Source organism: Mycolicibacterium sp. 624, from assembly GCF_040548615.1.
Classification (GTDB): Bacteria; Actinomycetota; Actinomycetes; order Mycobacteriales; family Mycobacteriaceae; genus Mycobacterium.
On record NZ_JBEPRZ010000009.1, the window covers coordinates 220,041 to 241,982 of the forward strand.

The 21,942-nt window shown below is 66.7% G+C and carries 20 protein-coding genes and 1 pseudogene; 13 read left to right on the top strand and 8 right to left on the bottom strand.

All coding sequences use genetic code 11. The annotated features are described in order from the left end of the window. Window positions 1-110: 110 nt before the first annotated feature. Window positions 111-1,115, bottom strand: a complete 1,005-nt coding sequence (locus ABIA65_RS29515; protein WP_241404372.1) for a LacI family DNA-binding transcriptional regulator — start codon at window positions 1,113-1,115, stop codon at window positions 111-113. A gap of 153 nt (window positions 1,116-1,268) precedes the next feature. Between ABIA65_RS29515 and ABIA65_RS29520 the strand changes: the two genes are divergently transcribed. The 4 genes from ABIA65_RS29520 (at window position 1,269) to ABIA65_RS29535 (ending at window position 5,333) form a co-directional block, all read left to right on the top strand. Continuing rightward, window positions 1,269-2,432: a phytanoyl-CoA dioxygenase family protein gene (locus tag ABIA65_RS29520; RefSeq protein ID WP_354525769.1), complete on the top strand. Its 1,164-nt coding sequence runs from the start codon at window positions 1,269-1,271 to the stop codon at window positions 2,430-2,432. Then, window positions 2,429-3,436 (top strand): Gfo/Idh/MocA family protein, encoded by a 1,008-nt coding sequence (locus ABIA65_RS29525; protein ID WP_354525770.1) that lies wholly within the window; start codon window positions 2,429-2,431, stop codon window positions 3,434-3,436. Before ABIA65_RS29520 ends, ABIA65_RS29525 begins: the two co-directional genes overlap by 4 nt. Window positions 3,437-3,513: 77 nt before the next feature. Beyond that, window positions 3,514-4,374 carry a sugar phosphate isomerase/epimerase family protein gene (locus ABIA65_RS29530; protein WP_354525861.1) on the top strand — a complete coding sequence of 287 codons (861 nt, stop codon included), beginning with the start codon at window positions 3,514-3,516 and terminating at the stop codon, window positions 4,372-4,374. Continuing rightward, a complete protein-coding gene (locus ABIA65_RS29535) occupies window positions 4,371-5,333 on the top strand; it encodes a Gfo/Idh/MocA family protein (RefSeq protein ID WP_354525771.1) in 963 nt (320 codons plus the stop codon). Before ABIA65_RS29530 ends, ABIA65_RS29535 begins: the two co-directional genes overlap by 4 nt. Window positions 5,334-5,432: 99 nt before the next feature. Here the strand turns inward: ABIA65_RS29535 and ABIA65_RS29540 are convergent. From ABIA65_RS29540 to ABIA65_RS29555, 4 genes and pseudogenes are all read right to left on the bottom strand, one after another. Further along, window positions 5,433-5,908: pseudogene (locus tag ABIA65_RS29540) on the bottom strand (SRPBCC family protein). 66 nt (window positions 5,909-5,974) lie between these two features. Continuing rightward, window positions 5,975-6,796 carry an ATP-binding cassette domain-containing protein gene (locus tag ABIA65_RS29545; protein ID WP_354525772.1) on the bottom strand — a complete coding sequence of 274 codons (822 nt, stop codon included), beginning with the start codon at window positions 6,794-6,796 and terminating at the stop codon, window positions 5,975-5,977. Window positions 6,797-6,799: 3 nt separating this feature from the next. Beyond that, window positions 6,800-7,858: an ABC transporter permease gene (locus ABIA65_RS29550; protein ID WP_241404366.1), complete on the bottom strand. Its 1,059-nt coding sequence runs from the start codon at window positions 7,856-7,858 to the stop codon at window positions 6,800-6,802. A 20-nt stretch (window positions 7,859-7,878) separates the two neighbouring features. Next, a complete protein-coding gene (locus ABIA65_RS29555; RefSeq protein ID WP_241404365.1) occupies window positions 7,879-8,868 on the bottom strand; it encodes a substrate-binding domain-containing protein in 990 nt (329 codons plus the stop codon). Between the two features lie 188 nt (window positions 8,869-9,056). On the opposite strand from ABIA65_RS29555, the gene ABIA65_RS29560 reads away from it, so the two are divergent. Further along, window positions 9,057-9,830 (top strand): TIM barrel protein, encoded by a 774-nt coding sequence (locus tag ABIA65_RS29560; protein WP_354525773.1) that lies wholly within the window; start codon window positions 9,057-9,059, stop codon window positions 9,828-9,830. Between the two features lie 13 nt (window positions 9,831-9,843). On the opposite strand, the gene ABIA65_RS29565 is transcribed toward ABIA65_RS29560, so the two are convergent. Next, the gene (locus ABIA65_RS29565; protein WP_241404363.1) at window positions 9,844-10,575 is read right to left on the bottom strand and encodes a GntR family transcriptional regulator; all 732 of its coding nucleotides are present in this window, start codon (window positions 10,573-10,575) and stop codon (window positions 9,844-9,846) included. A 157-nt stretch (window positions 10,576-10,732) separates the two neighbouring features. Between ABIA65_RS29565 and iolC the strand changes: the two genes are divergently transcribed. Genes iolC through ABIA65_RS29600 form a run of 7 tightly spaced genes read left to right on the top strand, consistent with a single transcriptional unit; the run spans window position 10,733 to window position 18,257 of the window. Then, a complete protein-coding gene (gene iolC / locus ABIA65_RS29570; protein WP_354525774.1) occupies window positions 10,733-11,704 on the top strand; it encodes a 5-dehydro-2-deoxygluconokinase in 972 nt (323 codons plus the stop codon). Beyond that, the gene (locus tag ABIA65_RS29575; RefSeq protein WP_354525775.1) at window positions 11,697-12,584 is read left to right on the top strand and encodes a Cgl0159 family (beta/alpha)8-fold protein; all 888 of its coding nucleotides are present in this window, start codon (window positions 11,697-11,699) and stop codon (window positions 12,582-12,584) included. The genes iolC and ABIA65_RS29575 overlap by 8 nt, the downstream gene beginning before the upstream one ends. Window positions 12,585-12,587: 3 nt before the next feature. Then, window positions 12,588-13,457, top strand: coding sequence for a 5-deoxy-glucuronate isomerase (iolB, locus tag ABIA65_RS29580; RefSeq protein WP_354525776.1), 870 nt, complete (start codon window positions 12,588-12,590; stop codon window positions 13,455-13,457). 2 nt (window positions 13,458-13,459) lie between these two features. Continuing rightward, the gene (gene iolD, locus ABIA65_RS29585) at window positions 13,460-15,418 is read left to right on the top strand and encodes a 3D-(3,5/4)-trihydroxycyclohexane-1,2-dione acylhydrolase (decyclizing) (RefSeq protein WP_354525777.1); all 1,959 of its coding nucleotides are present in this window, start codon (window positions 13,460-13,462) and stop codon (window positions 15,416-15,418) included. A gap of 16 nt (window positions 15,419-15,434) precedes the next feature. After that, window positions 15,435-16,340: a sugar phosphate isomerase/epimerase family protein gene (locus ABIA65_RS29590; protein WP_354525778.1), complete on the top strand. Its 906-nt coding sequence runs from the start codon at window positions 15,435-15,437 to the stop codon at window positions 16,338-16,340. Between the two features lie 20 nt (window positions 16,341-16,360). Next, window positions 16,361-17,380 (top strand): Gfo/Idh/MocA family protein, encoded by a 1,020-nt coding sequence (locus ABIA65_RS29595; RefSeq protein WP_241404357.1) that lies wholly within the window; start codon window positions 16,361-16,363, stop codon window positions 17,378-17,380. Window position 17,381: 1 nt separating this feature from the next. After that, the gene (locus ABIA65_RS29600) at window positions 17,382-18,257 is read left to right on the top strand and encodes a sugar phosphate isomerase/epimerase family protein (protein ID WP_354525779.1); all 876 of its coding nucleotides are present in this window, start codon (window positions 17,382-17,384) and stop codon (window positions 18,255-18,257) included. Window positions 18,258-18,353: 96 nt separating this feature from the next. Here the strand turns inward: ABIA65_RS29600 and ABIA65_RS29605 are convergent, their stop codons facing one another. Then, window positions 18,354-18,983 (bottom strand): hypothetical protein, encoded by a 630-nt coding sequence (locus tag ABIA65_RS29605; protein WP_354525780.1) that lies wholly within the window; start codon window positions 18,981-18,983, stop codon window positions 18,354-18,356. Window positions 18,984-19,160: 177 nt separating this feature from the next. Here ABIA65_RS29605 and ABIA65_RS29610 point away from each other — a divergent pair, with 177 nt between their 5' ends. Further along, the gene (locus tag ABIA65_RS29610; protein WP_354525781.1) at window positions 19,161-19,613 is read left to right on the top strand and encodes a MarR family winged helix-turn-helix transcriptional regulator; all 453 of its coding nucleotides are present in this window, start codon (window positions 19,161-19,163) and stop codon (window positions 19,611-19,613) included. 13 nt (window positions 19,614-19,626) lie between these two features. Here ABIA65_RS29610 and ABIA65_RS29615 read toward each other — a convergent pair whose 3' ends face one another. Further along, window positions 19,627-21,801, bottom strand: coding sequence for a glutamine synthetase III family protein (locus ABIA65_RS29615; RefSeq protein ID WP_354525782.1), 2,175 nt, complete (start codon window positions 21,799-21,801; stop codon window positions 19,627-19,629). Between the last annotated feature and the right edge of the window lie 141 nt (window positions 21,802-21,942).

Below are 21,942 nucleotides of genomic sequence, written 5' to 3' on the forward strand. Positions count from 1 at the left end.
CGTTGACGAGTTCTCTCGACACCGATGATCTCCTGGTCTACGTCGGCGCGTTCTGGCGCGCCGTGGGGCGAAATGCTATCGGGGTTGGTCGGATTTCAACCATTCAACGCTCAGGCCGGGAGGTTGTACGGCGTGATGACCTGGATCGGGGTCGGCCGGAACGGCTCGGCGGGCAGTGCACCGTGCTGCTGCAGAATCAGGCGCATCGCCAGTCGCGCGTCGGCACGCAGATCGTTGTGCAGGACCACCGAGATCCGGCCGTCACGCAACAGGCGCCGGTTGTCCGCGTCCAGGTCGTGGGCTATGAACACCCTGCACGCCCGGCCGAGCCTCTCGAACGCGGCCACCGTCGCGGTGTTGCCACCACCTGCCGAGTAGACCGCCTCGATATCGGGGTGACGCTCGAGCGCATCGAGAACCAGCGCCTCGTTGGTGGCGTCGATACCGTCGCTGTCGCTGACCTCGACGATGTGTCGCCCCGACCCGCGGAGCCCCGCCCGGAATCCCACCTCACGCTCACCCTCGCCACGAAAGACCGTGCGGCTCAGCGTGATCAGTACGCCTGATGGATCGGATCCCAGCCACTGATCGACGAGGTACGCCGCGGTCACACCCGCGCCGTGGTTGTCGATGCCGACATAGCCGCACCGAGCGCTGGTCGGCACGTCTGTGGTGTAGGTGACAACGGGCACCCCGGCGTCGACGAGGCGGTCGACGGCCTCGCCCACCTCAGGTTCGTCCTGCGCCTTGAGGATGACGCCGTGGCTGCCTCGAATCCGCGACAGCACGTCGACCATCTGCGCCGTCGACCCCGCCTCCCACAGGTGGAATCTGGCCCGCACCATCGCAGGCGCGAACGCGGGGAGTTCGGCCTCGATCGCGGCCCGGAAGGCGTCGGAGAACCGCTGCGGAGTCTGCATCACCACGTCGACCAGGTAGCGCCGGCCGTTGAGTCGCAATTGCGCACGTTGTTTGTCGAGGTCGGCGATGGCCTGCATAACCTCGGCGCGGGTGTTCTCACGGACGCCGGCGCGGTCATTGAGGACGCGATCGACCGTCGCCTCACTCAGCCCCGCCTGCTGAGCGATCTCGCGGACCTTGTACCGGTGCGGCATCTCTCCCCTCACTTCCTCTGCGATTTCGGCGCGCTAACCCGCGCTGAGCGCGCCTTTTCGCGCCGAAATCGCTCCGCCAGACGCGGCAGGTGATGGCTTTTTGATGGTTTTCTGGTGTTGATTGCGGCTCAGGTCACAACAAGACTAGCGGGCATGGCCGCACCACTCACCGCCCCACGACGGGCATGGATCGAGGAATCCGACTGCGATCTCGCGGCCTTTCACGCCGAGGTCTCCCGCGACTCCGTCCACGCCGACTACCCGCTCGCGACCGACATCCGTGCGGGCGTGCTCGTCTACGACGCCGAGACGGTCGCCAGCGCGGACCGACGCGCCCTGCAGGCCGAGCTGATCCGCGCGCTCGCCGACGGTCCCGGCGTGGTGGTGTTCGAGGACGCCTTCAATCACGACGTCGTGGACCGCGCCAGCGACGCCTTCACCGCGCTCATCGCCGAGCAGCGCGCCGACGGCGCGGCCGCTGGTGACCACTTCGGCAAGGCAGGCGCCAACGACCGGATCTGGAACGCCGCGCAGAAGCTCGCGCTGCACTCCCCCGATGTGTTCGCCGACTACTACGCCGCCGATGCCCTTGCGGTCGTGTCACAGGCCTGGCTCGGCCCGCGGTACCAGGTGACCTCACAGGTCAATGTCGTCAATCCCGGTGGCGCCGCGCAGGTTCCGCACCGCGACTATCACCTCGGTTTCGTCGATGAGGATCAGCTGGCCGCCTATCCGGCGCACATGCACGCGATGTCGGCGGCGCTCACCCTGCAGGGCGCCGTCGCACACTGCGATATGCCACTGGCCAGCGGACCGACCATGCTGCTGCCGCACTCGCAGCGATTCGCGGCCGGCTACATCGCCTTCTACCGACCCGAGTTCATCGAGTACTTCGCCGAACACCACGTGCAGGTGCCGCTGCGCAAGGGCGACGCGGTGTTCTTCAACCCAGCCCTCTATCACGGCGCGGGTAGGAACACATCGGCTGACATCGCCCGGATGGCCAACCTGCTGCAGATCTCGTCACCGTTCGGGCGCGCCATGGAGTCCATGGACCGCACCGCGATGGTCCACGCCGTCTACCCGGCACTGCTGGCGATGAAGGCCGCAGGCCGGTCGGATCGGGATCTGGCCAACGCGGTCAACGCCACCGCCGAGGGCTATGCCTTCCCCACCAACCTCGATCGCGACCAACCGATCGGCAGCCTGGCTCCCCCGAGTCAGGTCGATATCGTGCTGGCCGCCCTGGCCGACGGCATGTCCCCCACAGCACTGCACCTCGCGCTCGGCGAGCAGAACGAACGGAGAACCCCATGACCACCCTCGGAGTGATCGGACTGGGCCGCATCGGCGCCTTCCACACCGAAACCCTTTCCGGCCTGGACGGTCTCGACGGCCTGGTGATCACCGACGAGCGCACCGACATCGCCGCCGCCGTTGCCGCCAAGCACGGCGTCAAGGCCGTTGACACCGTGGAGGAACTTTTGTCCTCCGGGGTGGACGGCGTGGTCGTCGCCGCTGCGACACCCGCCCACGCGGCGCTGACGCTGGCCGCCGTCGAACGCGGTATCCCGACGTTCTGCGAGAAGCCGATCGCCTCCACCGCTGCCGAGAGCGCCCGCATCGCCGAGGTGATCCTCAAGTCGGGCGTGCCGGTCCAGGTCGGCTACCAGCGCCGGTTCGACGCGGCCTTCGCCGCGGCCAAGCGTGCGGTGGACGACGGATCGCTTGGCGTCCTACACACGGTGCGCAGCACCACGATGGACCCCGCTCCGCCGCCGATGGACTACATCAAGGGGTCCGGCGGCATCTTCCGCGACTGCGCAGTGCACGACTTCGACGTCCTCAACTGGATCACCGGGCAGCGCGCCGTCGAGGTGTACGCCACCGGAACGGTTCAGGGCGATCCGCTGTTCACCGAGTACGACGACGTCGACACCGCCGCCGTGGTGGTCAAGTTCGACGGCGGGGCGCTTGGCGTGGTGTCCAACGCCCGCTACAACGCCCGCGGGTATGACTGCCGCCTGGAGATCCACGGCTTCGACGACAGCGTCGCGGCGGGTTGGGATCAGGGCGTGCCGTTACGGAACACCGACCCCGCGAACGACTTTCCCACCGGACCGTCGCACCACTTCTTCATGGACCGCTTCACAGAGGCGTTCCGGACCGAGTTGGCCGCGTTCGTCCGCGTCACGCAGGGAGAGGCGATCCCCGGCGCGACGGTCGCCGATGCCGTCGAGGTCGCCTGGCTCGCCGAAGCCGCCACCGAGTCACTCCGCCGGGGTGCGCCGGTCACGATCGCGGAGGTCCGCAACGCATGAGCACGATCGACACCGGCGGGCAGGAGCGCAGCGACCGGGGAATCGACACCGGCGGGCAGGAGCGCAGCGACCGGGGAATCAAGGTCGCCGGAGCACCGATCTCATGGGGCGTGTGCGAGGTGCCCGGCTGGGGTTTCCAGCTGGAGCAGGACCGGGTACTGGCCGAGATGCGCGGAGCGGGTTTGACCGCAACGGAATTGGGGCCAGAGGGATTCCTTCCCACGAACACCGACGACCTGAGAGCGGTGCTGCGCGAGCACGACCTGGCGTGCGTGGGCGGCTTCGTGCCCGTCGTGCTGTTCAGGGCGGATCACGACCCGGCCGGTGATCTCGCCGGACCGCTGGAGTCGCTGGTGGCAGCGGGTGCCGGAGTGGTCGTGCTCGCTGCCGCGACGGGCGCCGAAGGTTACGACTCGCGCCCCGTGCTCGACGACACCCAGTGGGCCACGCTGCTGACCAACCTGGATCGGTTGGCCGCCATCGCATCCGAGCGGGGCCTGCTGGCCGTGCTGCACCCACATGTCGGCACCATGGTCGAGACCCGCGCCGACGTGGACCGCGTGCTACAGGGTTCGTCGATTCCGCTGTGTCTGGACACCGGGCATCTGCTGATCGGTGGCACCGACCCGCTGGAGTTGGCCAAGGCGGTGCCGGGCCGCGTCGCGCACGCCCACCTCAAGGATGTCGACGCCGCGCTGGCCGCCAAGGTGCAGTCGGGAGAGCTGACGTACACCGAGGCGGTGAAGGCGGGCATGTACACACCGCTCGGCACTGGTGACGTGGACATCGCGGGTATCGTCTCGGTGTTGCGGGACAACGGCTTCGACGGCTGGTTCGTGCTCGAGCAGGACACGATTCTCGACGGCGAACCCGACGGCGAGGGCCCGGTGGCCGACGTCGTGGCGAGTGTGGCCTATCTGCGATCCGTCACGTCATGAGCATCCGCATTGGAGTGCTCGGCGCGTCACGCATCGCCGAGTCGGCGATCGTCGGGCCCGCAGGAGAACTGGGCCACCGGCTGGTCGCCGTCGCCGCCAGGGACCGCTCGCGTGCCGAGTCGTTCGCCGAGAAGTACGGCGTCGAACGTGTCGTCGCGTCCTACCAGGACGTCATCGATGACGCGGAGGTCGACGTCGTCTACAACCCGCTGGCCAATTCGCTGCACGCACCGTGGAACCTGGCGGCGGTGCAGGCCGGTAAACCGGTGCTGACCGAGAAGCCGTTCGCGCGCAACCGCGCCGAGGCGCAGCACGTCGCGGCGGCCGCCGATGCCGCCGGGGTCACGGTCATGGAGGGCTTCCACTACTACTTCCATCCCGTCACACAGCGGGCGCTGCAACTGGCCGGCGACGGAACACTCGGCGACCTCAACCGAGTCGAGGTCCGGATGGGGATGCCCGCACCGCAACCCGGGGACCCGCGCTGGTCGCTGGAACTCGCGGGTGGGGCGTTGATGGACCTCGGCTGCTACGGCCTGCACATCATGCGTCGCTTCGGTGCGCCGTCGGTCGTGCGGGCCAAAGCGGGTCAGCGCACACCCGGGATCGACGAGTGGTGTGATGTCGAGGTCGCGTTCCCCTCCGGCGCCACCGGACTGTCGACCAACACCATGGTCGCCGACGAGTACTCGTTCACGTTGCGGGTGATCGGAACCCGCGGAGAAGCGTTGGTGCACAACTTCATCAAGCCGCACGAGGACGACCGAATCACGATCAGCACGTCGGCCGGCACCACCGTCGAGCATCACGGCAGGCGCGCCTCCTACACCTACCAGCTGGAGGCCTTCGCCGCGCACGTCCGCGACGGTGCCCCGATCCCGCTCGACAACACGGACGCCGTGGCCAACATGGCCCTCATCGACGACGCCTACCGTGCGGCGGGCATGGAGCCACGCTAGGCGCTGCCGGTTCGACCACCGGTCGCCCGCTGAGACCGAACCCAGGGTCGCGAACTCGCACGCTCAACGACAGGGACGACGATTTCGGCGGTGGGTGCGCTAGGCGAATCGGTCTGCGAGCGCCCGCAGGGTCGACTCGATGCCGTCGGCGTTCTTGCGCTGATACCCGAGGAGCTCGATGACGAAGGGCAGTTTCGCCGTCGAGTAGTCGAATGTCTCGGTGACCTTCGTCGTGCGCGGGCTGACCTCCGCGAGTTCCCAACGCCAGCGGTGCCCCAGCGGATGCTGCCACTCGACGAGGTGGTTCTCCTCGACGTCGGTGACCTTGGACTTGATCTTGTAGGGCACCCCGTACTGCGACATGCCGACGGTGAACTCGTCCCCCTGGGCGAGTTTGTGCGGACCCTCGACGTCGATGTCACGCACGGTTCCCGAGCCGTCGATCTCCGGGTGACGATGGGGATCGCCGACCAGGCGAAGATATCGGCCACCGGAGCCGCGACCTGGACGCTGCGGCTGACACGGCGCGGACCGGCGTCCTCTGTCTTTATCGATATCGGGATGTCTGGAGTCATGGGTCCGGCATACCCGAAGGCCCCGCCGGCCAATCGGTCGGCGGGGCCCTCGCGGAGATTCGGGTACTACTTGGCGCCGCGTAGTTCGTGCGATAGCGCCTCCAGCTCGTCACCACCGGCCATCTGCTGGGTCAGGTGTTCCAGGGTGATCTCGTCGTACGTGCAGTCCAGCTTCTGTTTGCCCCGGTTGAGGAGTACGAAGTGGTCGCCCACCATATGCGCGTGATGCGGATTGTGTGTGATGAACACGACGCCGAACCCGGCCTCCTTGGCGGCGGTGATGTACTTGAGCACCACGCCGGACTGCTTGACGCCCAGCGCGGCCGTCGGCTCGTCCAGGATCAGCACGCGCGCCCCGAAGAACACCGCTCGGGCGATCGCGACGCACTGGCGTTGACCACCTGACAGCGAGCCGATCGGCACGTCGACGTCGGGCAGTTCGATGCCCATCTTCGCGAGTTCGGTCAGCGTGGTGGCCCGCATCGCGTTGGCGTCCAACGAGAACGGGAATGTCTTCTTACGAAGCTCCTGGCCGAGGAAGAAGTTGCGCCACACCGGCATCAGCGGAACGACGGCCAGGTTCTGGTACACCGTCGCTATGCCCTTGGCGAGCGCGTCGGCGGGTGAGCCGAACGTCATCGACTCACCGTCCACGAGCAGTTCCCCCTCGGTCTGCTGATGCAGTCCCGAGATGATCTTGATCAGTGTGGACTTCCCAGCGCCGTTGTCGCCCAGGATGCCGGTGACCTGACCGGCGTGCACCCGCAGGCAGATGTCCTTGAGTGCGGTGATGTTGCCGTAGGACTTGCCGACATTGCGCAACTCCACAAGTGGCACATTGCCGCCCGATGGAGCGTCGTGCTCGGGACGTTCAACTGTTGTGGTCACGGGTCACCTCTTCGCTGCGTAGTTACGGAAGGCGTTGTTGGCGACCACCGCGAACAGCAGCATCGCGCCCAGGAAGAACTTGAACCAGTCGGGGTCCCATCCGGCGTACACGATGCCCTGGTTGGTCATACCGAAGATGAACGCACCGATGGCAGCACCTATCGCGGTGCCGTACCCGCCGGTCAGAAGGCAGCCACCGATGACCGCGGCGATGATGTAGAAGAACTCGTTGCCGATGCCCTGACCGGACTGCACGGTGTTGAACGCGAACAGCAGATGCATGCCCACGAACCAGGCGCAGAATCCGACGAACATGAACAGCCCGATCTTGACCTTGGTCACGGGAACACCGACCGCGCGGGCGCTTTCCGCGTCGCCGCCGACGGCGAAGATCCAGTTGCCGATCTTGGTTTTGAACAGGACGTAAGTCGCGATTGCGGTGAAGACGAGCCACCACACGACCGTGATGCGGATGCTGACACCGAAGACCGTGAACGACGAGGCGAACACCGCGCGCGCCGAGTCCCAGCCCTGCATGTCGTTAACGCTCTGCGTGGCCACCTGGCCGGCCACCAGTTTGGTGACCGCGAGGTTGATGCCGGCCAGCATGAAGAACGAACTCAGCGTGATGAGGAAGCTTGGGATCTTGGTCTTCATCACCAGATAACCGTTGAGGAAGCCGACGGCCAGCGCGAGAATCAGCGCCAAGCCCGCACCCGCCCAGAGGTTGAGATGGAGGTTGTAGGCCAGCATCGACGCCGCGAGCGAACTGAATGTCACTGCGACACCTGCCGACAGGTCGAACTCGCCGCCGATCATCAACACCGCGACACCGCAGGCCATGATGCCGATTGTGGAGCTGGCGTACAGCACGGTGGCCAGTGACGAGGCCTCCCGGAACGGCGCCGCCACGACGAAGAAGAAGACGAATATTCCGATGGCACCGATGCCCGCGCCCATCTCCGGGCGAATCAGCGTGCGCTGCAAGCGGTTGCGTTCCTTCACCCGTTCATCGCGGACGACCTTGTGTTCGGCGACATCCAGTTCTGCTTGAGTAGACACGTCTGCTCTCCCCGTCGTCTCTATCGAGTTCCGGCCTTGGCCAGCTCGGCTACGGCATCGATGTTGGAGCCGTCGATGAATGACGGTCCGGTCAAGGTGGGCTGGCCACCACCGATCAGGTTCTTGTTGTTCACGTAGAGCCACAGGCCGTCGATGGCGAGGTAGCCCTGCAGGAACGGCTGCTGGTCCACCGCCCACTGCACCTGACCGCCCTTGATGGCGTCAACGAGTGCGGCGTTGGTGTCGAAGGTGACGATCTTGGTCGAACTGCCCGCGTTGCTCGCCGATTGAACGGCGGTCAGCGCGATCGGAGCACCGAGGGCCACGACGTGGTCGATCGAGCGATCCTGCTGCAGCTTGGCGGTGATCGTCGCCTCGACCGACGGCATGTCCTTGCTGTTCACGTTCAGGATCTCGGTCTTGCCCTTGAATCCCTGCGCGACACCGGCGCAACGTGATTCGAGCGCGACCTGGCCCTGCTCCTGGATGACGCAGATGACGTTCTGAGCCCCGTCCTTGGTAAGCCGCTCGCCCGCCGCGACGCCCGCCAGCTTCTCGTCCTGGCCGAAGTACTCCTGCACACCCATCTGCTTGAAGTTGTCGAAACCGGAGTTGAAGGCCACCACCGGGATGCCCTTGTCGATGGCGGCCTTGATCGCAGGTGCCATCGCGTCTGGCTTGGCGAGCGTGACGGCGATGCCGTCAACCCCGCTGTCGATGGCGCTCTGCACCAGGTTCGCCTGGTTGGGCGCCTCCGGATCGTTGGAGTACCGCAGCTCGATGTTGTCCTTCTTGGCAGCCGTCTCGGCGCCCTTGCGGATGAGGTCCCAGAAGGAGTCGCCGGGCACCTCGTGGGTGATCATCGCGACGGTCATCCGCGGTGTGTCGACGGTTCCTCCGCCCATGCCACTACCCGAGGACGCGGGCTTCCCGCCGGTCGATGAACACGACACGATCCCGAGCACGATAACGCCCGCTCCAGCAATCGCCGCGAGCCGCCTGAACGCCATTGTTTGTCTCCTTGTCTCGACTTGGCCGGCCGCGTCTTCGGATCCGATGGGACCATGCGCTGCGACACGCCTCGGTCCTGATGTAATACGGCTCACACCAGAATGTCAATACTTTGTTAGGACATTCGGACTGCAGGTCAAATGTTAGGGTCCGTTGATCCAGGTCAGATTGAGATGGGTGACAAACGATGACGGAACTCCAACTGGCGGCGTGCTCCGAGATGGTGTTCACCGACCTGCCGATCCTCGATCGCGTGAAGCGGATCGACGAACTGGGCTTCGCCGTCGAGATCTGGAGCTGGCACGACAAGGATCTGCAGGCACTCGCGCGCACCGGGGCCACGTTCTCGTCGATGACCGGCTACCTGCACGGCGACCTCGTCGACCGCGACGGTGCCGAAGAAGTCGTGCGCACGGCCGAATTGAGCATCAAAGCCGCTGAGACCCTTGGGGTTCCGCGGTTGAACCTGCACACCGCCGAACTCGTCGACGGTCAGGCGGCCCGGCCCCGCTACCGCACCACCGGCGACATGTGGCTGACAGCGGGGCGAGCACTCGAGCGCATCGGCGACCTCGGCGCCGCAGCGAACGTGACGTTCTGCGTCGAGAACCTGAATACGATCGTCGACCACCCCGGTGTGCCACTGGCACGCGCGAAGGACACGCTGGCACTCGTCGAGGCGGTCGCGCATCCGAACGTGAAGATGATGCTCGACCTGTATCACGCACAGATCGGCGAGGGGAACCTCGTCGAGCTCGTCCGCCGGTGCGGCGACGCCATCGGCGAGATCCAGGTCGCCGACGTCCCCGGCCGCTGTGAGCCAGGCACCGGGGAGATCCACTACCCCGCCATCGCGAGGGCATTGCGCGAGATCGGGTTCAGCGGAACGGTCGGCCTCGAGGCGTGGGCGTCCGGTGACAGCACCGTGGCGTTGGAGCGATTCCGTCAGGCGTTCAGCTGACGCCCCGCCGCCGTCATCGGTCGACGAGCGTGGTCTCGAAGTAGTACCGCGACGCGCGGTAGCAGTGACTGCCGTACTCGACGGCCTTGCCGGAGTCGTCGAACGCCGTGCGGCTCATCGTGAGGAGCGGAGCCCCCGCCTTCTCGTTGAGCAGCCGTGCCTCCGACCTGGTGGCAGGCCTGGCACCGATCCGCTGGCGCGCCAACCGGATGTGCACGCCACGCGTGCGAAGCGCCTGGTACAGGCCGCTCGCCTCGAGTTCCTCGGCGTCCGGCGCCAGGTCGGCGGGCAGGTAGTTCGTCATCACCGCGAGCGGCTCGCCGTTGGCGCACCGCAGCCGCTGGATCATCACGATCTCGGCGTCGGCAGCGAGGTTCAGCTCCGTCGCGACCTCCTCATCGACCACCATCCGCTGGTACTCGAGAAGCTCGGTCGTGGGTGTCTGCCCGGCACGCGTGAGATCGTCGAACAGGCTGGTCAGTTCCACCCGGCGGTGCACCGGGCTTTGGACGACCTGGGTCCCGACGCCCCGTTTGCGCACCAAGAGGCCCTTGTCGACCAGTTCCTGGATCGCACGTCGGGTGGTGGGCCGGGACAGCGTCAGGCGCTTCGCCAGTGCGAGTTCGTTCTCGAAGCGATCGCCCGGCGCCAGGTCTCCGTCGCGGATCGCGGCTTCGATCGCCTGGGCGAGCTGATAGTAGAGAGGAACCGGGCTGGACCTGTCGAGCTCAACCGCTACGGGCACGCCTACTCCGATCTCGGGCTACTGACGAGAAACAGTAGCCGGATGCTATCACCGGCATGATTGAAAGTCCGAATGTCAGGACAAACTATTGACACGGCGGAGTGACGCGGGGCACAGTCATAGACGAGCCCAGTCCACCACTGTCCGGGGAGATGAATTGACAAGCACCGAACCGTTCGACGTCCTCGCCATCGGGCGTTGCGGCGTCGACATCTACCCCCTCCAAACCGGTGTCGGCCTCGAGCACGTGGAGACGTTCGGCAAGTTTCTCGGCGGCAGTGCGGCGAATGTCGCCGTCGCTGCAGCACGTTTGGGGAACCGCACCGCTCTGATCTCCGGCGTCGGCGCCGACCCGTTCGGGCGATTCGTGCGTGCCGAACTCGCCGACCTCGGCGTCGACAACCGGTACGTGACGGTGCACGGCGAGTACCCCACGCCAGTCACTTTCTGCGAGATCTTCCCGCCCGATGACTTCCCGCTGTACTTCTACCGGAAGCCCTCGGCACCCGATCTTCAGATCCGGCCCGACGAGATCGACGTCGACGCGGTGCGGGGCGCGCGACTGTACTGGTCGACCGTCACCGGGCTGTCCGAAGAACCCAGCCGCAGCGCACACTTCGCGGCGTGGGCGGCGCGCGAGCGGCAACCCCTGACCGTCCTCGACCTGGACTACCGACCGATGTTCTGGGAGTCGCCGGCCGCGGCCACCGAGCAGGTGCAACGCGCGCTGCGACACGTCACGGTCGCGGTGGGAAACCGCGAGGAGTGCGAGATCGCCGTCGGCGAGTCCAACCCGCACAAGGCTGCCGACGCGCTGCTGGACCTCGGCGTGGAACTGGCCATCGTCAAACAGGGACCGCGCGGGGTGCTGGGCAGGACCCGGCACAGCTCGGTCACCGTCCCGCCCAACGAGGTCGACGTCGTCAACGGCCTTGGGGCCGGGGATTCCTTCGGCGGCAGCCTGATCCACGGCCTCCTACACGACTGGCCACTGGAGAAGACGCTGCGCTACGCCAACGCGGCAGGCGCTATCGTCGCGTCCCGCCTCGAGTGCTCGACGGCGATGCCGCGGGCCGACGAGGTCGCCGCGCTCGCCGAACAGACCGCAGTGGGAGCCGTCAATGTCTAGGCAGGGCACGGTCTGCGCCGACTACGCCGCTGTCACCGACCTCCGCGCCTGCGACCCGCTCGCGATCGCCAGGGCCTGGCAGGCCCGCACCACCAGGCCCACGGTGCGTGGCGACGGTCGCCTCATGATCGTCGCCGCCGACCATCCCGCCCGCGGCGCCCTGGCTGTCGGTTCGCGCCCAACGGCAATGAACAGCCGCGTCGATCTGCTGGACCGGTTGCGCGCGGCGCTGGCCGATCCCGGTGTCGACGGCGTGCTGGCCACCTCCGACATCCTCGACGACCTGCTTCTACTCGGGGCTCTGGAGGACAAGGTCGTGTTCTCGTCGTTCAACCGTGGCGGTCTGGCGGGCGCGTCGTTCGAACTCGATGACCGCATGACGGCGGCCACCGCCGCGTCCACGGCGGCGGCCAACATGAACGGCGGGAAGATGTTGTGCCGCATCGATCTCGACGACCCGGGCACGGTGGCGACGATGGCCGCGTGCGCACAGGCCATCGACGAACTGGCGGCACACGGACTGATCGCCATGCTCGAACCGTTCATGTCGACCCGCATCGAGGGCAAGGTCCGCAACGACCTCTCCCCCGACGCCGTCATCAAGTCGATCCACATCGGCCAGGGACTGGGCTCGACGTCGGCATACACCTGGATGAAGCTGCCCGTCGTCGACGAGATGGACCGTGTCATGGAGGCCACCACCATGCCGACGCTGCTCCTCGGCGGTGATCCCGCCGATCCCGATGAGGCGTTCGCCAGTTGGGAGAAGGCGCTCGAGCTGCCGTCGGTGCGCGGCCTGATCGTCGGTCGCACACTGCTCTACCCACCCGATGAAGACGTCGCATCCGCCGTCTCCACGGCCGTGTCGATGGTGAGGTGAGAGGTGCATAGCAAGCTCTACATCCCCGCCAACAGCGCGACAGCTCCGTACACCGTGGATGTCACCCCGGAGTCGGCGGGCTGGACCGAGTCCAGTCTGCAGGTGGTCGAACTGGCTGCAGGTCAAACCATCTCGTTGACAACTGGCGACACCGAGGTGATGATCCTGCCGCTGGCGGGCGGTGGCACCGTCGAATGTGGCGGCGAGACGTTCGAGGTGGCGCCCAGGGCCTCGGTGTTCGACGGCCCGTCCGACATGGTGTATCTCGGCGTCGATCAGTCCTATGTGATCTCCGGTGAGGGCCGCTTCGCGATCTGTGGCGCCCGGGCCAAGCGGTCGTTCCCGAACCGGCGCGTCGCGGCCGCCGATGTCGCGGTCGAACTGCGCGGTGCCGGCAACTGCAGCCGCCAGGTGCACAACTTCGGTACCGCGGGCGTCTTCGAGGCCGACTCGCTGATCGCCTGCGAGGTCATCACACCGGGCGGCAACTGGTCGAGTTACCCCGCGCACAAACACGACGAGACCACCGCCACCGAAAGCGAACTCGAGGAGATCTACTACTTCGAGATCGCGGCCGGTCCGGATGGCTCCCGCGGCTTCGGCTACCACCGCGTGTACGGCACCCCGGACCGTCCGATCGAGGTCCTCGAAGAGGTCCGCACCGGCGACGTCGTCCTGGTGCCGCACGGCTACCACGGTCCGTCGGTGGCCGCGCCGGGCTATCACATGTACTACCTCAACGTCATGGCCGGACCGGGCGCCGAACGCGCCTGGAAGATCGTCGACGACCCGGAGCACACCTGGCTCCGCGGCACCTGGGACAACCAGGCCGTCGACCCCCGCCTGCCCCTCCACGACCCAAGAGGAGCGTAAACGTGGTCTCCACCGCACCCAAACGAGCCGAGAAGACGCCCGACGCCGAGCCGACCATCCGACTCACGGTGGCGCAGGCCACCGTTCGGTTCCTCGGAGCCCAGTACGTCGAACGCGACGGTGAGCGCAGCAGATTCTTCGCAGGCTGTTTCGGCATCTTCGGCCACGGCAACGTGGCGGGCCTGGGCCAGGCGCTGCTCGAGGACGAGGTCGCCGCCGCCGAGGCGGGCACCGCGCCACTGCTTCCGTACGTGCTTGGACGCAACGAACAGGCCATGGTGCACAGTGCCGTCGCCTACGCCCGTCAGAGGGACCGCCTGCAGGCCTGGGCGGTGTCCGCCAGCGTCGGCCCCGGGTCCACCAACATGCTGACCGGCGCCGCGTTGGCGACCATCAATCGGCTGCCCGTGCTACTGCTGCCCGCCGACACGTTCGCCACTCGGGTCAGTTCCCCCGTGCTGCAGGAGCTGGAACTGCCGGCTAGCGGCGACGTCACGGTCAACGACGCATTCAAACCGCTGTCGCGCTACTTCGACCGGGTGTGGCGCCCCGAGCAGCTGCCCGCCGCGCTGCTCGGCGCGATGCGTGTGCTCACCGATCCCGTCGAGACGGGCGCGGCGACCGTGGCCATCCCGCAGGACGTCCAGGCTGAGGCACACGACTGGCCGGAATCCCTGTTCGCCGAACGCACCTGGCATATCGCCCGGCCGCTGCCGGAACGTTCGGTGATCGCGCGCGCCGCCGAGGTGATCCGGTCGGCCCACACACCGCTGATCGTCGCCGGTGGCGGCGTCGTCTACTCCGGTGCCACCGAGGCACTCGCCGCGTTTTGCGAGAGTACCGGCATCCCCGTCGGCATGAGCCAGGCAGGCAAGGGCGCGCTGTCCTACGACCATCCGCAGTGTGTGGGAGCCGTCGGATCCACGGGCACCACCGCAGCCAACGCGCTGGCCACCGAGGCCGACGTGGTGATCGGCATCGGTACCCGCTACAGCGATTTCACGTCCGCATCGCGCACCGCGTTCAACAACCCCGACGTCAGGTTCGTCAACATCAACGTGGCGTCGCTGGACTCGGTCAAGCAGGGCGGCATCAGCGTCGTCTCCGACGCGCGGGAGGCCATCGAGGCACTCGAGGCGGCGCTCGGCGACTACTCGGTCAGCGATGACTACCGGTCGCGCACCGCCGCGCTGGCCAAGGAGTGGGACGACACCGTCTCCGCGGCGTACGCGATCACGGACGGCCAGCGGGGCGCGGCGCTCAACCAGAACCAGGTGATCGGCCTGGCGAACACCCTGAGCGATCCCCGCGACGTCGTCGTCTGCGCCGCCGGCTCCATGCCCGGCGATCTGCACAAGCTCTGGCGGACAAGGGATCCCAAGGGCTACCACGTCGAGTACGGATACTCCTGCATGGGCTACGAGATCGCGGGCGGCCTGGGTGTCCGGATGGCCGACGACAGCCGCGATGTCTTCGTCATGGTCGGCGACGGGTCCTATCTGATGATGGCCACGGAGTTGGTGACCGCCGTGCAGGAGGGCATCAAGGTCATCGTCGTGCTGGTGCAGAACCACGGCTTCGCCTCCATCGGGTCACTGTCGGAGGCGTTGGGGTCACAGCGGTTCGGTACGTCCTACCGCTACCGCAGCGACGACGGCCGCCTCGACGGTGACAAGCTCCCCGTCGATCTCGCCGCCAACGCCGCCAGCCTGGGCGCCGACGTCATCAAGGTCGCCACGGCGTCCGAGTTCGGCGATGCCGTCAAGGTGGCCAAGGCCAGCGATCGCACCACCGTGATTCACGTCGAGACCGATCCGATGATCCCCGCACCCGACAGCGAGTCCTGGTGGGACGTTCCCGTCAGCGAGGTGTCGGCACTCGACTCCACCCGCGCCGCGTATACGACCTACGCCGAATGGAAGACCATCCAGCGCGCCCACATCCGCCCCTCCGATCGCTAAGAGGACACGAAACACCATGGCAAGCATTCTCGTTGGTTCGGCCCCCGACTCCTGGGGCGTCTGGTTCCCCGACGATCCGCAGCAGACCCCGTACACCCGATTCCTCGACGAGGTCGCGGCGTCGGGCTACGAGTGGATCGAACTCGGCCCCTTCGGTTACCTGCCGACCGATCCCGCCAAACTCTCCGATGAACTCGCCCAACGCAACCTGAAGCTGTCGGCGGGCACGGTCTTCGAGCATCTCCATCAGGACGATTCGTGGGGTGCAGTGTGGTCCCAGATCGAGGATGTCGCGAAGCTGACGGCGGCAGTTGGCGGCAAGCACGTCGTCGTGATCCCGGAGATGTGGCGCGACCCGGCCACGGGTGCGGTGCTCGAGGACCGCAACCTCACTCCCGCGCAGTGGCGCAAGAAGACCCAGGGCATGAACGATCTCGGCAGGGCCATGTTCGAGAAGTACGGCGTGCGCGCGCAATACCACCCGCACGCAGATAGCCACGTCGACACCGAGGAGAGCGTGTACCGCTTCCTCGACGGCACCGACGGCGAGTTCGTCAACCTGTGCCTGGACACCGGGCACATCAGTTACTGCGGTGGTGACAACATCGCCATCATCCGGCGTGCACCCGAACGCATCGGCTACCTGCATCTCAAGCAGGTGGATCCCGCGGTACGCGCCAAGGTCGAGGCCGAGGACCTGCCGTTTGGCGAGGCCGTCAAGCTCGGCGCCATGATCGAGCCCCCGCTGGGAATTCCGGAGATGCCACCGCTGCTGGCCGAGATCGAGGGGCTCGGCATCGACGTGTTCGCGATCGTCGAGCAGGACATGTATCCGTGTGAGATCGACGCCCCGCTGCCCATCGCCAAGCGCACCCGGTCCTACCTCGGGTCGTGCGGCGTGCCATCCGTTCGCTTCAACTAACTCAGGAGAACTCAGAAGCCATGTCCGACTTGCGTGTAGCCGTCCTCGGAGTGGGCGTCATGGGTGCCGATCACGTCGCCCGGTTGAGCACCAGGATCTCCGGTGCCCGGGTGTCGGTCGTCAACGACTACGTCACCGAGAAGGCCGAGCAGCTGGCCGCCACCATCCCCGGTTGTCGCACCATCGTCGACCCGCTCGACGCGATCGCCGATCCGGACGTCGACGCCGTCGTACTCGCCACCCCGGGTCCCACTCACGAGAAGCAATTGCTCGCCTGCCTCGAGCACGGCAAGCCGGTGCTGTGCGAGAAGCCGCTGACCACCGATGTCGCCACGTCGTTGGAGGTCGTCAAGCGCGAGGCCGATCTCGGCACACGACTCATTCAGGTCGGCTTCATGCGCCGATTCGACCACGAGTACGCCCAACTCAAGGCGCTGCTCGACTCGGGCGACCTGGGCCGCGCGCTCGTCCTGCACTGCGCGCACCGCAACCCCGCGGTGCCACCGAGCTTCGACAGCGCGATGGTGGTCCGCGACTCCCTCGTCCACGAGGTCGACGTCACCCGCTTCCTGTTCGACGAGGAGATCGCCTCGATCCAGATCGTGAAGCCCTCGGCCAATCCCGGTGCGCCCCAAGGGCTCGCCGACCCGCAGATCGCGATACTGCGGACCGTTTCGGGTAAACACGTCGATGTCGAACTGTTCGTGACGACTGGTGTCGCCTACGAGGTCCGCACCGAGGTCGTCGCGGAAAGGGGCAGCGCGATGATCGGCCTGGACGTCGGGCTGGTGCGCACGGGCGCGCCGGGGACCCGGGGCGGGCAGATCACGCCGGGCTTTCGGGAGCGGTTCGGTCAGGCCTACGACACCGAGTTCCAGCGCTGGGTCGACGCCGTCCGTAGTGGAGTCAACGTCGACGGGCCCACCGCGTGGGACGGTTACGCCGCCGCGGCGGTGTGCGAGGCGGGCGTGGAGTCCCTGACCAGCGGGCTGCCCGTCGAGGTCACGATGGTCGACCGCGCATCGATCACCGGAGCGTGACGTGAAGATCGCGTTGGATCCCACGCCGTTCCACCATGACTACGAGCTGCTCGAATTCCCCCGCGTGGTGGCCGATCTCGGCTACGAGCACCTGCAGTTGACCCCGCACCGCGACTTCATCCCGTTCTTCAACCACCCGCGGGCAGACGATCACCTGGTGTCGAAGTTCCGCAAGGCCTGCACTGATGCCGGTGTCGGTATCGCGTCGGTGCTGCCGGTGTTGCGCTGGTCGGGTCCCGACGAGGACGCGCGAGAGGCCGCGGTGCGCAACTGGAAGCGGGTAGTCCAGATCACCGTCGACCTCGGCGTGAACGTCATCAACACGGAGTTCTCCGGCCGTCCCGAGAAGGCCGAGGAGTCCGAGCGTGCGTTCTTCCGGTCCATGGAGGAACTGGTGCCCATCTTCGAGCGCGAGGGCATCGACGTTCGCATCGATCCACACCCCGACGACTTCGTCGAGGACGGGCTGGAGGCGGTGCGGATCATCCGCGGCGTCAACTCCCCCAACATCGGCATGGTCTACGTCGCATGCCACACGTTCCATATGGGCGCCAACATGATCGACATCATGCGGGCCGCGGGCGACAAGCTGCGCCTGGTGCACGTCGCCGACACCATGGACCACCACCGCAGCCACGGCCTGCGCTACATCACCAATCCCCCAGGCAACCCGGCGCGGGTGCATCAGCACCTCAAGATCGGCGACGGTGACGTCGACTGGGACGAGTTCTTCGGCGGCCTGGCCGAGATCGGTTTCTACGACCGGCCCGACGCGGTGATGGTGTCGTCGGTGTTCGCCGAGGACGAGTCCGCCCCGGAGGTCTCGCGCTATCAGCTCAAAACCATGACGGAGTACGTCACCAAGTACGGCAGATGACCCCAGGCCACCCGCGAGACTGCAGTCAGATCGCGAATCTCGACGATTCCACGATCTGACCGCAGTCTCGACGACTGGGTCGGGTTGGTGAGGGTGTCAGCTCTCGCCGAGGGAGCGGTGCAGTGCCTTCTTGGCGTCGGTGATCGCGTCCAGGATCTTGGTCCGGTTCTCGGCCAGCGCGGCCTTCTGCTCGTCGGTGCCGCCGAGGACGATGGAGCGAGCCAGCTCACCGAATTCGCGCAGCCCCTTGTGGATCTTGATGACATCGATGAACTTGGATGCCTTCCCGAGGAATGCGTGCACGGTCTCGCTGCTGACGCCGCGCCATGCGAGCAGGTTCTTGCCGAACTCGGTCAGGGTCGCGGTGCCGTTGTCGACGGTCACCACACCGCGGCCGGCGAGCAGGCCGATGGCAAGGTCGGCAATATCCTGCGGCGGGGTGATGGCGCCGTCGGTCGCGTCGCTGACACGTTGCACGATCTGCGCGGCATCCGCCGGGCCGTCAAGCAGCAGGGCACCGGTGACAAACGCCGCACGCTTGAGACCCCACGGGCCCTTTCCACCGGGGCCGCCGAAGCCCTTGCCGCCGAAACCGCCGAAGCCGGGGCCGCCACCGAATCCGGGACCACCGAACCCGAAGCCGCCACCGCCGGGTCCGCCAAATCCGGGCCCACCGAAGTCCGGTCCGCCGAAGCCAGGTCCGCCTGAGAATCCACCAAAAGACATCTCGTTGTTTCCTTTCCGAGGTGACAGCTGCGACTTGCATCCGCCCAACTACCTATCAACCTCCTTGATACGGACGCCCGCAGTGGGTGTCAAGGAGCTTGATGGTGCGCCGCAAAAGTCGACGTCATCCGCCTGAGTGCGCACAGCCGGCTCATAGCATCTGTCAGCATGTGTGCCATGGAACAAGCCGACGACCAGCCGTTGGGCTACCTCATGTATCGCGTGATGTCGGCGCTGCGACCCCGAGCCATCGCCGAGCTGGCCCCGCTCGGGCTGAGCATGCCGGAGTTCGTCTGCTTGCGCGTTCTCTCCGTGCAGCCGGGGCTCACCAGCGCCGAGCTGGCCCGCGACAACCAGGTCTCGGCGCAGGCGATGAACCAGGTGCTGAAGGCACTCGAGGACCGTGGCGCGGTCACGCGTCCGGCATCAATTCCCGCGGGCAGGCCTTTGCCGGCCGAGCTGACTCGCGAGGGCAAGGCACTGCTCAGGCGCGGCGAAGCGGCCATCCACGCCGTGGACGAGAGTGTCCTGTCCACTCTGACCGCCGACGAGCGACACGAGCTCAAACGGCTGCTCTACAAGGCAGGCGGCCGCGCCACCGACGACACCACCGGACCGAGCGTTCCCTAGACCGGCGCTCCGGCTACAGGATGTAGAGCATCTCCTGGTAGGTGGGCAGCGGCCACAGATCGTCGGCGACGACACCCTCCAGCGCGTCAGCGGCGGCTCGCACCGCGTCCATCAGCGGCAGCAGGCTCTGCGCGTGGGCGGCCTCCTCCGCGGCGGTGTCCCCACCGTGTTCGGCCATCGCAGTCTTCAGCGCGGTCAGCGCCCCGGTCAGGTCGGAGATCGGCGCGGAGACCGTCTGCAGCAGCGTCAGGTCCGGCTCGACACCCGCCGCCTTCAGCGTCGCGACATTCTGCGCCAACTCGGTCTGGTAGCGGATCGCCGCGGGCAGCACGACGGTCGACCCCAACTCCAGGGTCAGCTTGGCTTCGACGGTGATGGTGAGGGCGTAGGTCTCGTAGCGGACCTCGGCGCGGCTCTCCAACTCGCGCGCGTTGAAGACGCCGTAGCGCTCGAAGACCTCGACCGCCTCCGGCTTCGCGAGCTCCGGGATGGCGTCCAGCGTCGTCTTGAGATTGGGCAGTCCGCGCGCGGCCGCCTCGACCTGCCAGTTGTCCGAGTAGCCGTCACCGTTGAACACCACGGCGCCGTGCTCGGTGATGATCTCGGTGAGCAGCTTCTGCACCGCCATGTCGAAGTCCTCGCCCTCGCCCACGGCCTTCTCCAGCGCCGTCGCCATGTAGTCGAGCGAGTCGGCCATGATCGTGTTGAGGATGATCATCGGCACGTTGATGGTCTGACCCGAGCCCGGCGCACGGAACTCGAACCGGTTTCCGGTGAACGCGAACGGGCTGGTGCGGTTGCGGTCGCCCGGGTCGGTCGGCAGGTGCGGCAGGGTGTCGACCCCGATCATCATGGTGCCCTTGCCCTTCGACGACGTCGCGGCACCCTTGGCGATCTGCTCGAACACATCGGCGAGCTGGTCGCCCAGGAAGATCGAGATGATCGCGGGCGGCGCCTCGTTGGCGCCGAGACGGTGGTCGTTGGTGGCCGAGGCCACCGACACCCGAAGCAGGCCGGAGAACTTGTGCACCGCGCGGATGACGGCGGCGCAGAACACCAGGAACTGCGCATTCTCGTGCGGGGTGTCACCGGGCACCAGGAGGCTGCCGAACTGCGCATTACCCAGCGAGAAGTTGACGTGCTTACCCGACCCGTTGACGCCGGCGAACGGCTTCTCGTGGAACAGGCACTCCATACCGTGCTTCTTGGCGATCGTCTTGAACGTGGTCATGAGCAGCTGTTGATGGTCGGCGGCGATATTGGCCCGCTCGAACATCGGCGCGATCTCGAACTGCCCCGGCGCGACCTCGTTGTGCCTGGTCTTCGCCGGGATGCCGAGCTTGAACAGCTCACGCTCGGTGTCCATCATGAAGCCGAGCACCCGCTCGGGGATGGCGCCGAAGTAGTGATCGTCGAACTCCTGGCCCTTGGGCGGCTTGGCGCCAAACAGCGTGCGGCCCGCGTTGATGAGGTCGGGGCGCGCCAGGAAGAAGTGCCGGTCGATCAGGAAGTACTCCTGCTCGGGACCGCAGAACGACACGATCTGGTCGAAGTCACTGTGCCCGAACAACTTCAGGATGCGCTCGGCCTGGGCACCCATCGCCTGCTGGCTGCGCAGCAGCGGCGTCTTGAAGTCCAGCGCCTCACCCGTCATCGAGACGAACACCGTCGGGATGCACAGCGTGTTGCCGTTGGGGTTCTCCAGGATGTAGGCCGGGCTGGTGACGTCCCAGCCGGTGTAGCCACGCGCCTCGAAGGTGGAACGCAGACCACCCGACGGGAAGCTCGAGGCGTCCGGCTCGCCCTGAATGAGGGTCTTGCCTGCGAACTCGGCCAGCGTCTGACCGTCAGACACCGGCTCGAGGAAGCTGTCGTGCTTCTCTGCGGTCAACCCGGTCATCGGGTAGAAGACATGCGCATAGTGCGTGGCACCCCGCGACAGCGCCCAGTCCTTCATCACCGAGGCGACGGAGTCGGCGACGGACGGGTCCAGCTTGGCGCCCTTCTCGATGCTCGCGGCAACGGACTTGTAGACCGACTTGGGCAGACGCAGACGCATCTCGGCCAGCGTGAAGACGTTGGAGCCGAAGATCTCGCCGGGCGCCTCGGCCGGGTCGAAGCTGATGGCGGGGGGCACGTAGGCCTCGACGCTGGTGATGGCCTGCCGCCTGACCACATTTCCACTCAATGGAGTTCCTCTCCCCGCGTGCGCCCGCAACTCATTCGCGGACGTGACCGGCTCACCTTAGAAACGCCATGTTCCGGAATTGTTACGTCGATGTCGCCGTCACAATGCCGGCCGTGAACGTCGGGAAATGGGTTCGCGTGG

Excerpts from the sequence above, each read along its gene's own strand:
- ABIA65_RS29515 (WP_241404372.1), bottom strand. The coding sequence starts at position 1,115 with ATGCCGCACCGGTACAAGGTCCGCGAGATCGCTCAGCAGGCGGGGCTG.
- ABIA65_RS29520 (WP_354525769.1), top strand. The coding sequence starts at position 1,269 with ATGGCCGCACCACTCACCGCCCCACGACGGGCATGGATCGAGGAATCC.
- ABIA65_RS29525 (WP_354525770.1), top strand. The coding sequence starts at position 2,429 with ATGACCACCCTCGGAGTGATCGGACTGGGCCGCATCGGCGCCTTCCAC.
- ABIA65_RS29535 (WP_354525771.1), top strand. The coding sequence starts at position 4,371 with ATGAGCATCCGCATTGGAGTGCTCGGCGCGTCACGCATCGCCGAGTCG.
- ABIA65_RS29555 (WP_241404365.1), bottom strand. The coding sequence starts at position 8,868 with ATGGCGTTCAGGCGGCTCGCGGCGATTGCTGGAGCGGGCGTTATCGTG.
- ABIA65_RS29560 (WP_354525773.1), top strand. The coding sequence starts at position 9,057 with ATGACGGAACTCCAACTGGCGGCGTGCTCCGAGATGGTGTTCACCGAC.
- ABIA65_RS29575 (WP_354525775.1), top strand. The coding sequence starts at position 11,697 with ATGTCTAGGCAGGGCACGGTCTGCGCCGACTACGCCGCTGTCACCGAC.
- ABIA65_RS29590 (WP_354525778.1), top strand. The coding sequence starts at position 15,435 with ATGGCAAGCATTCTCGTTGGTTCGGCCCCCGACTCCTGGGGCGTCTGG.
- ABIA65_RS29595 (WP_241404357.1), top strand. The coding sequence starts at position 16,361 with ATGTCCGACTTGCGTGTAGCCGTCCTCGGAGTGGGCGTCATGGGTGCC.
- ABIA65_RS29605 (WP_354525780.1), bottom strand. The coding sequence starts at position 18,983 with ATGTCTTTTGGTGGATTCTCAGGCGGACCTGGCTTCGGCGGACCGGAC.
- ABIA65_RS29610 (WP_354525781.1), top strand. The coding sequence starts at position 19,161 with ATGGAACAAGCCGACGACCAGCCGTTGGGCTACCTCATGTATCGCGTG.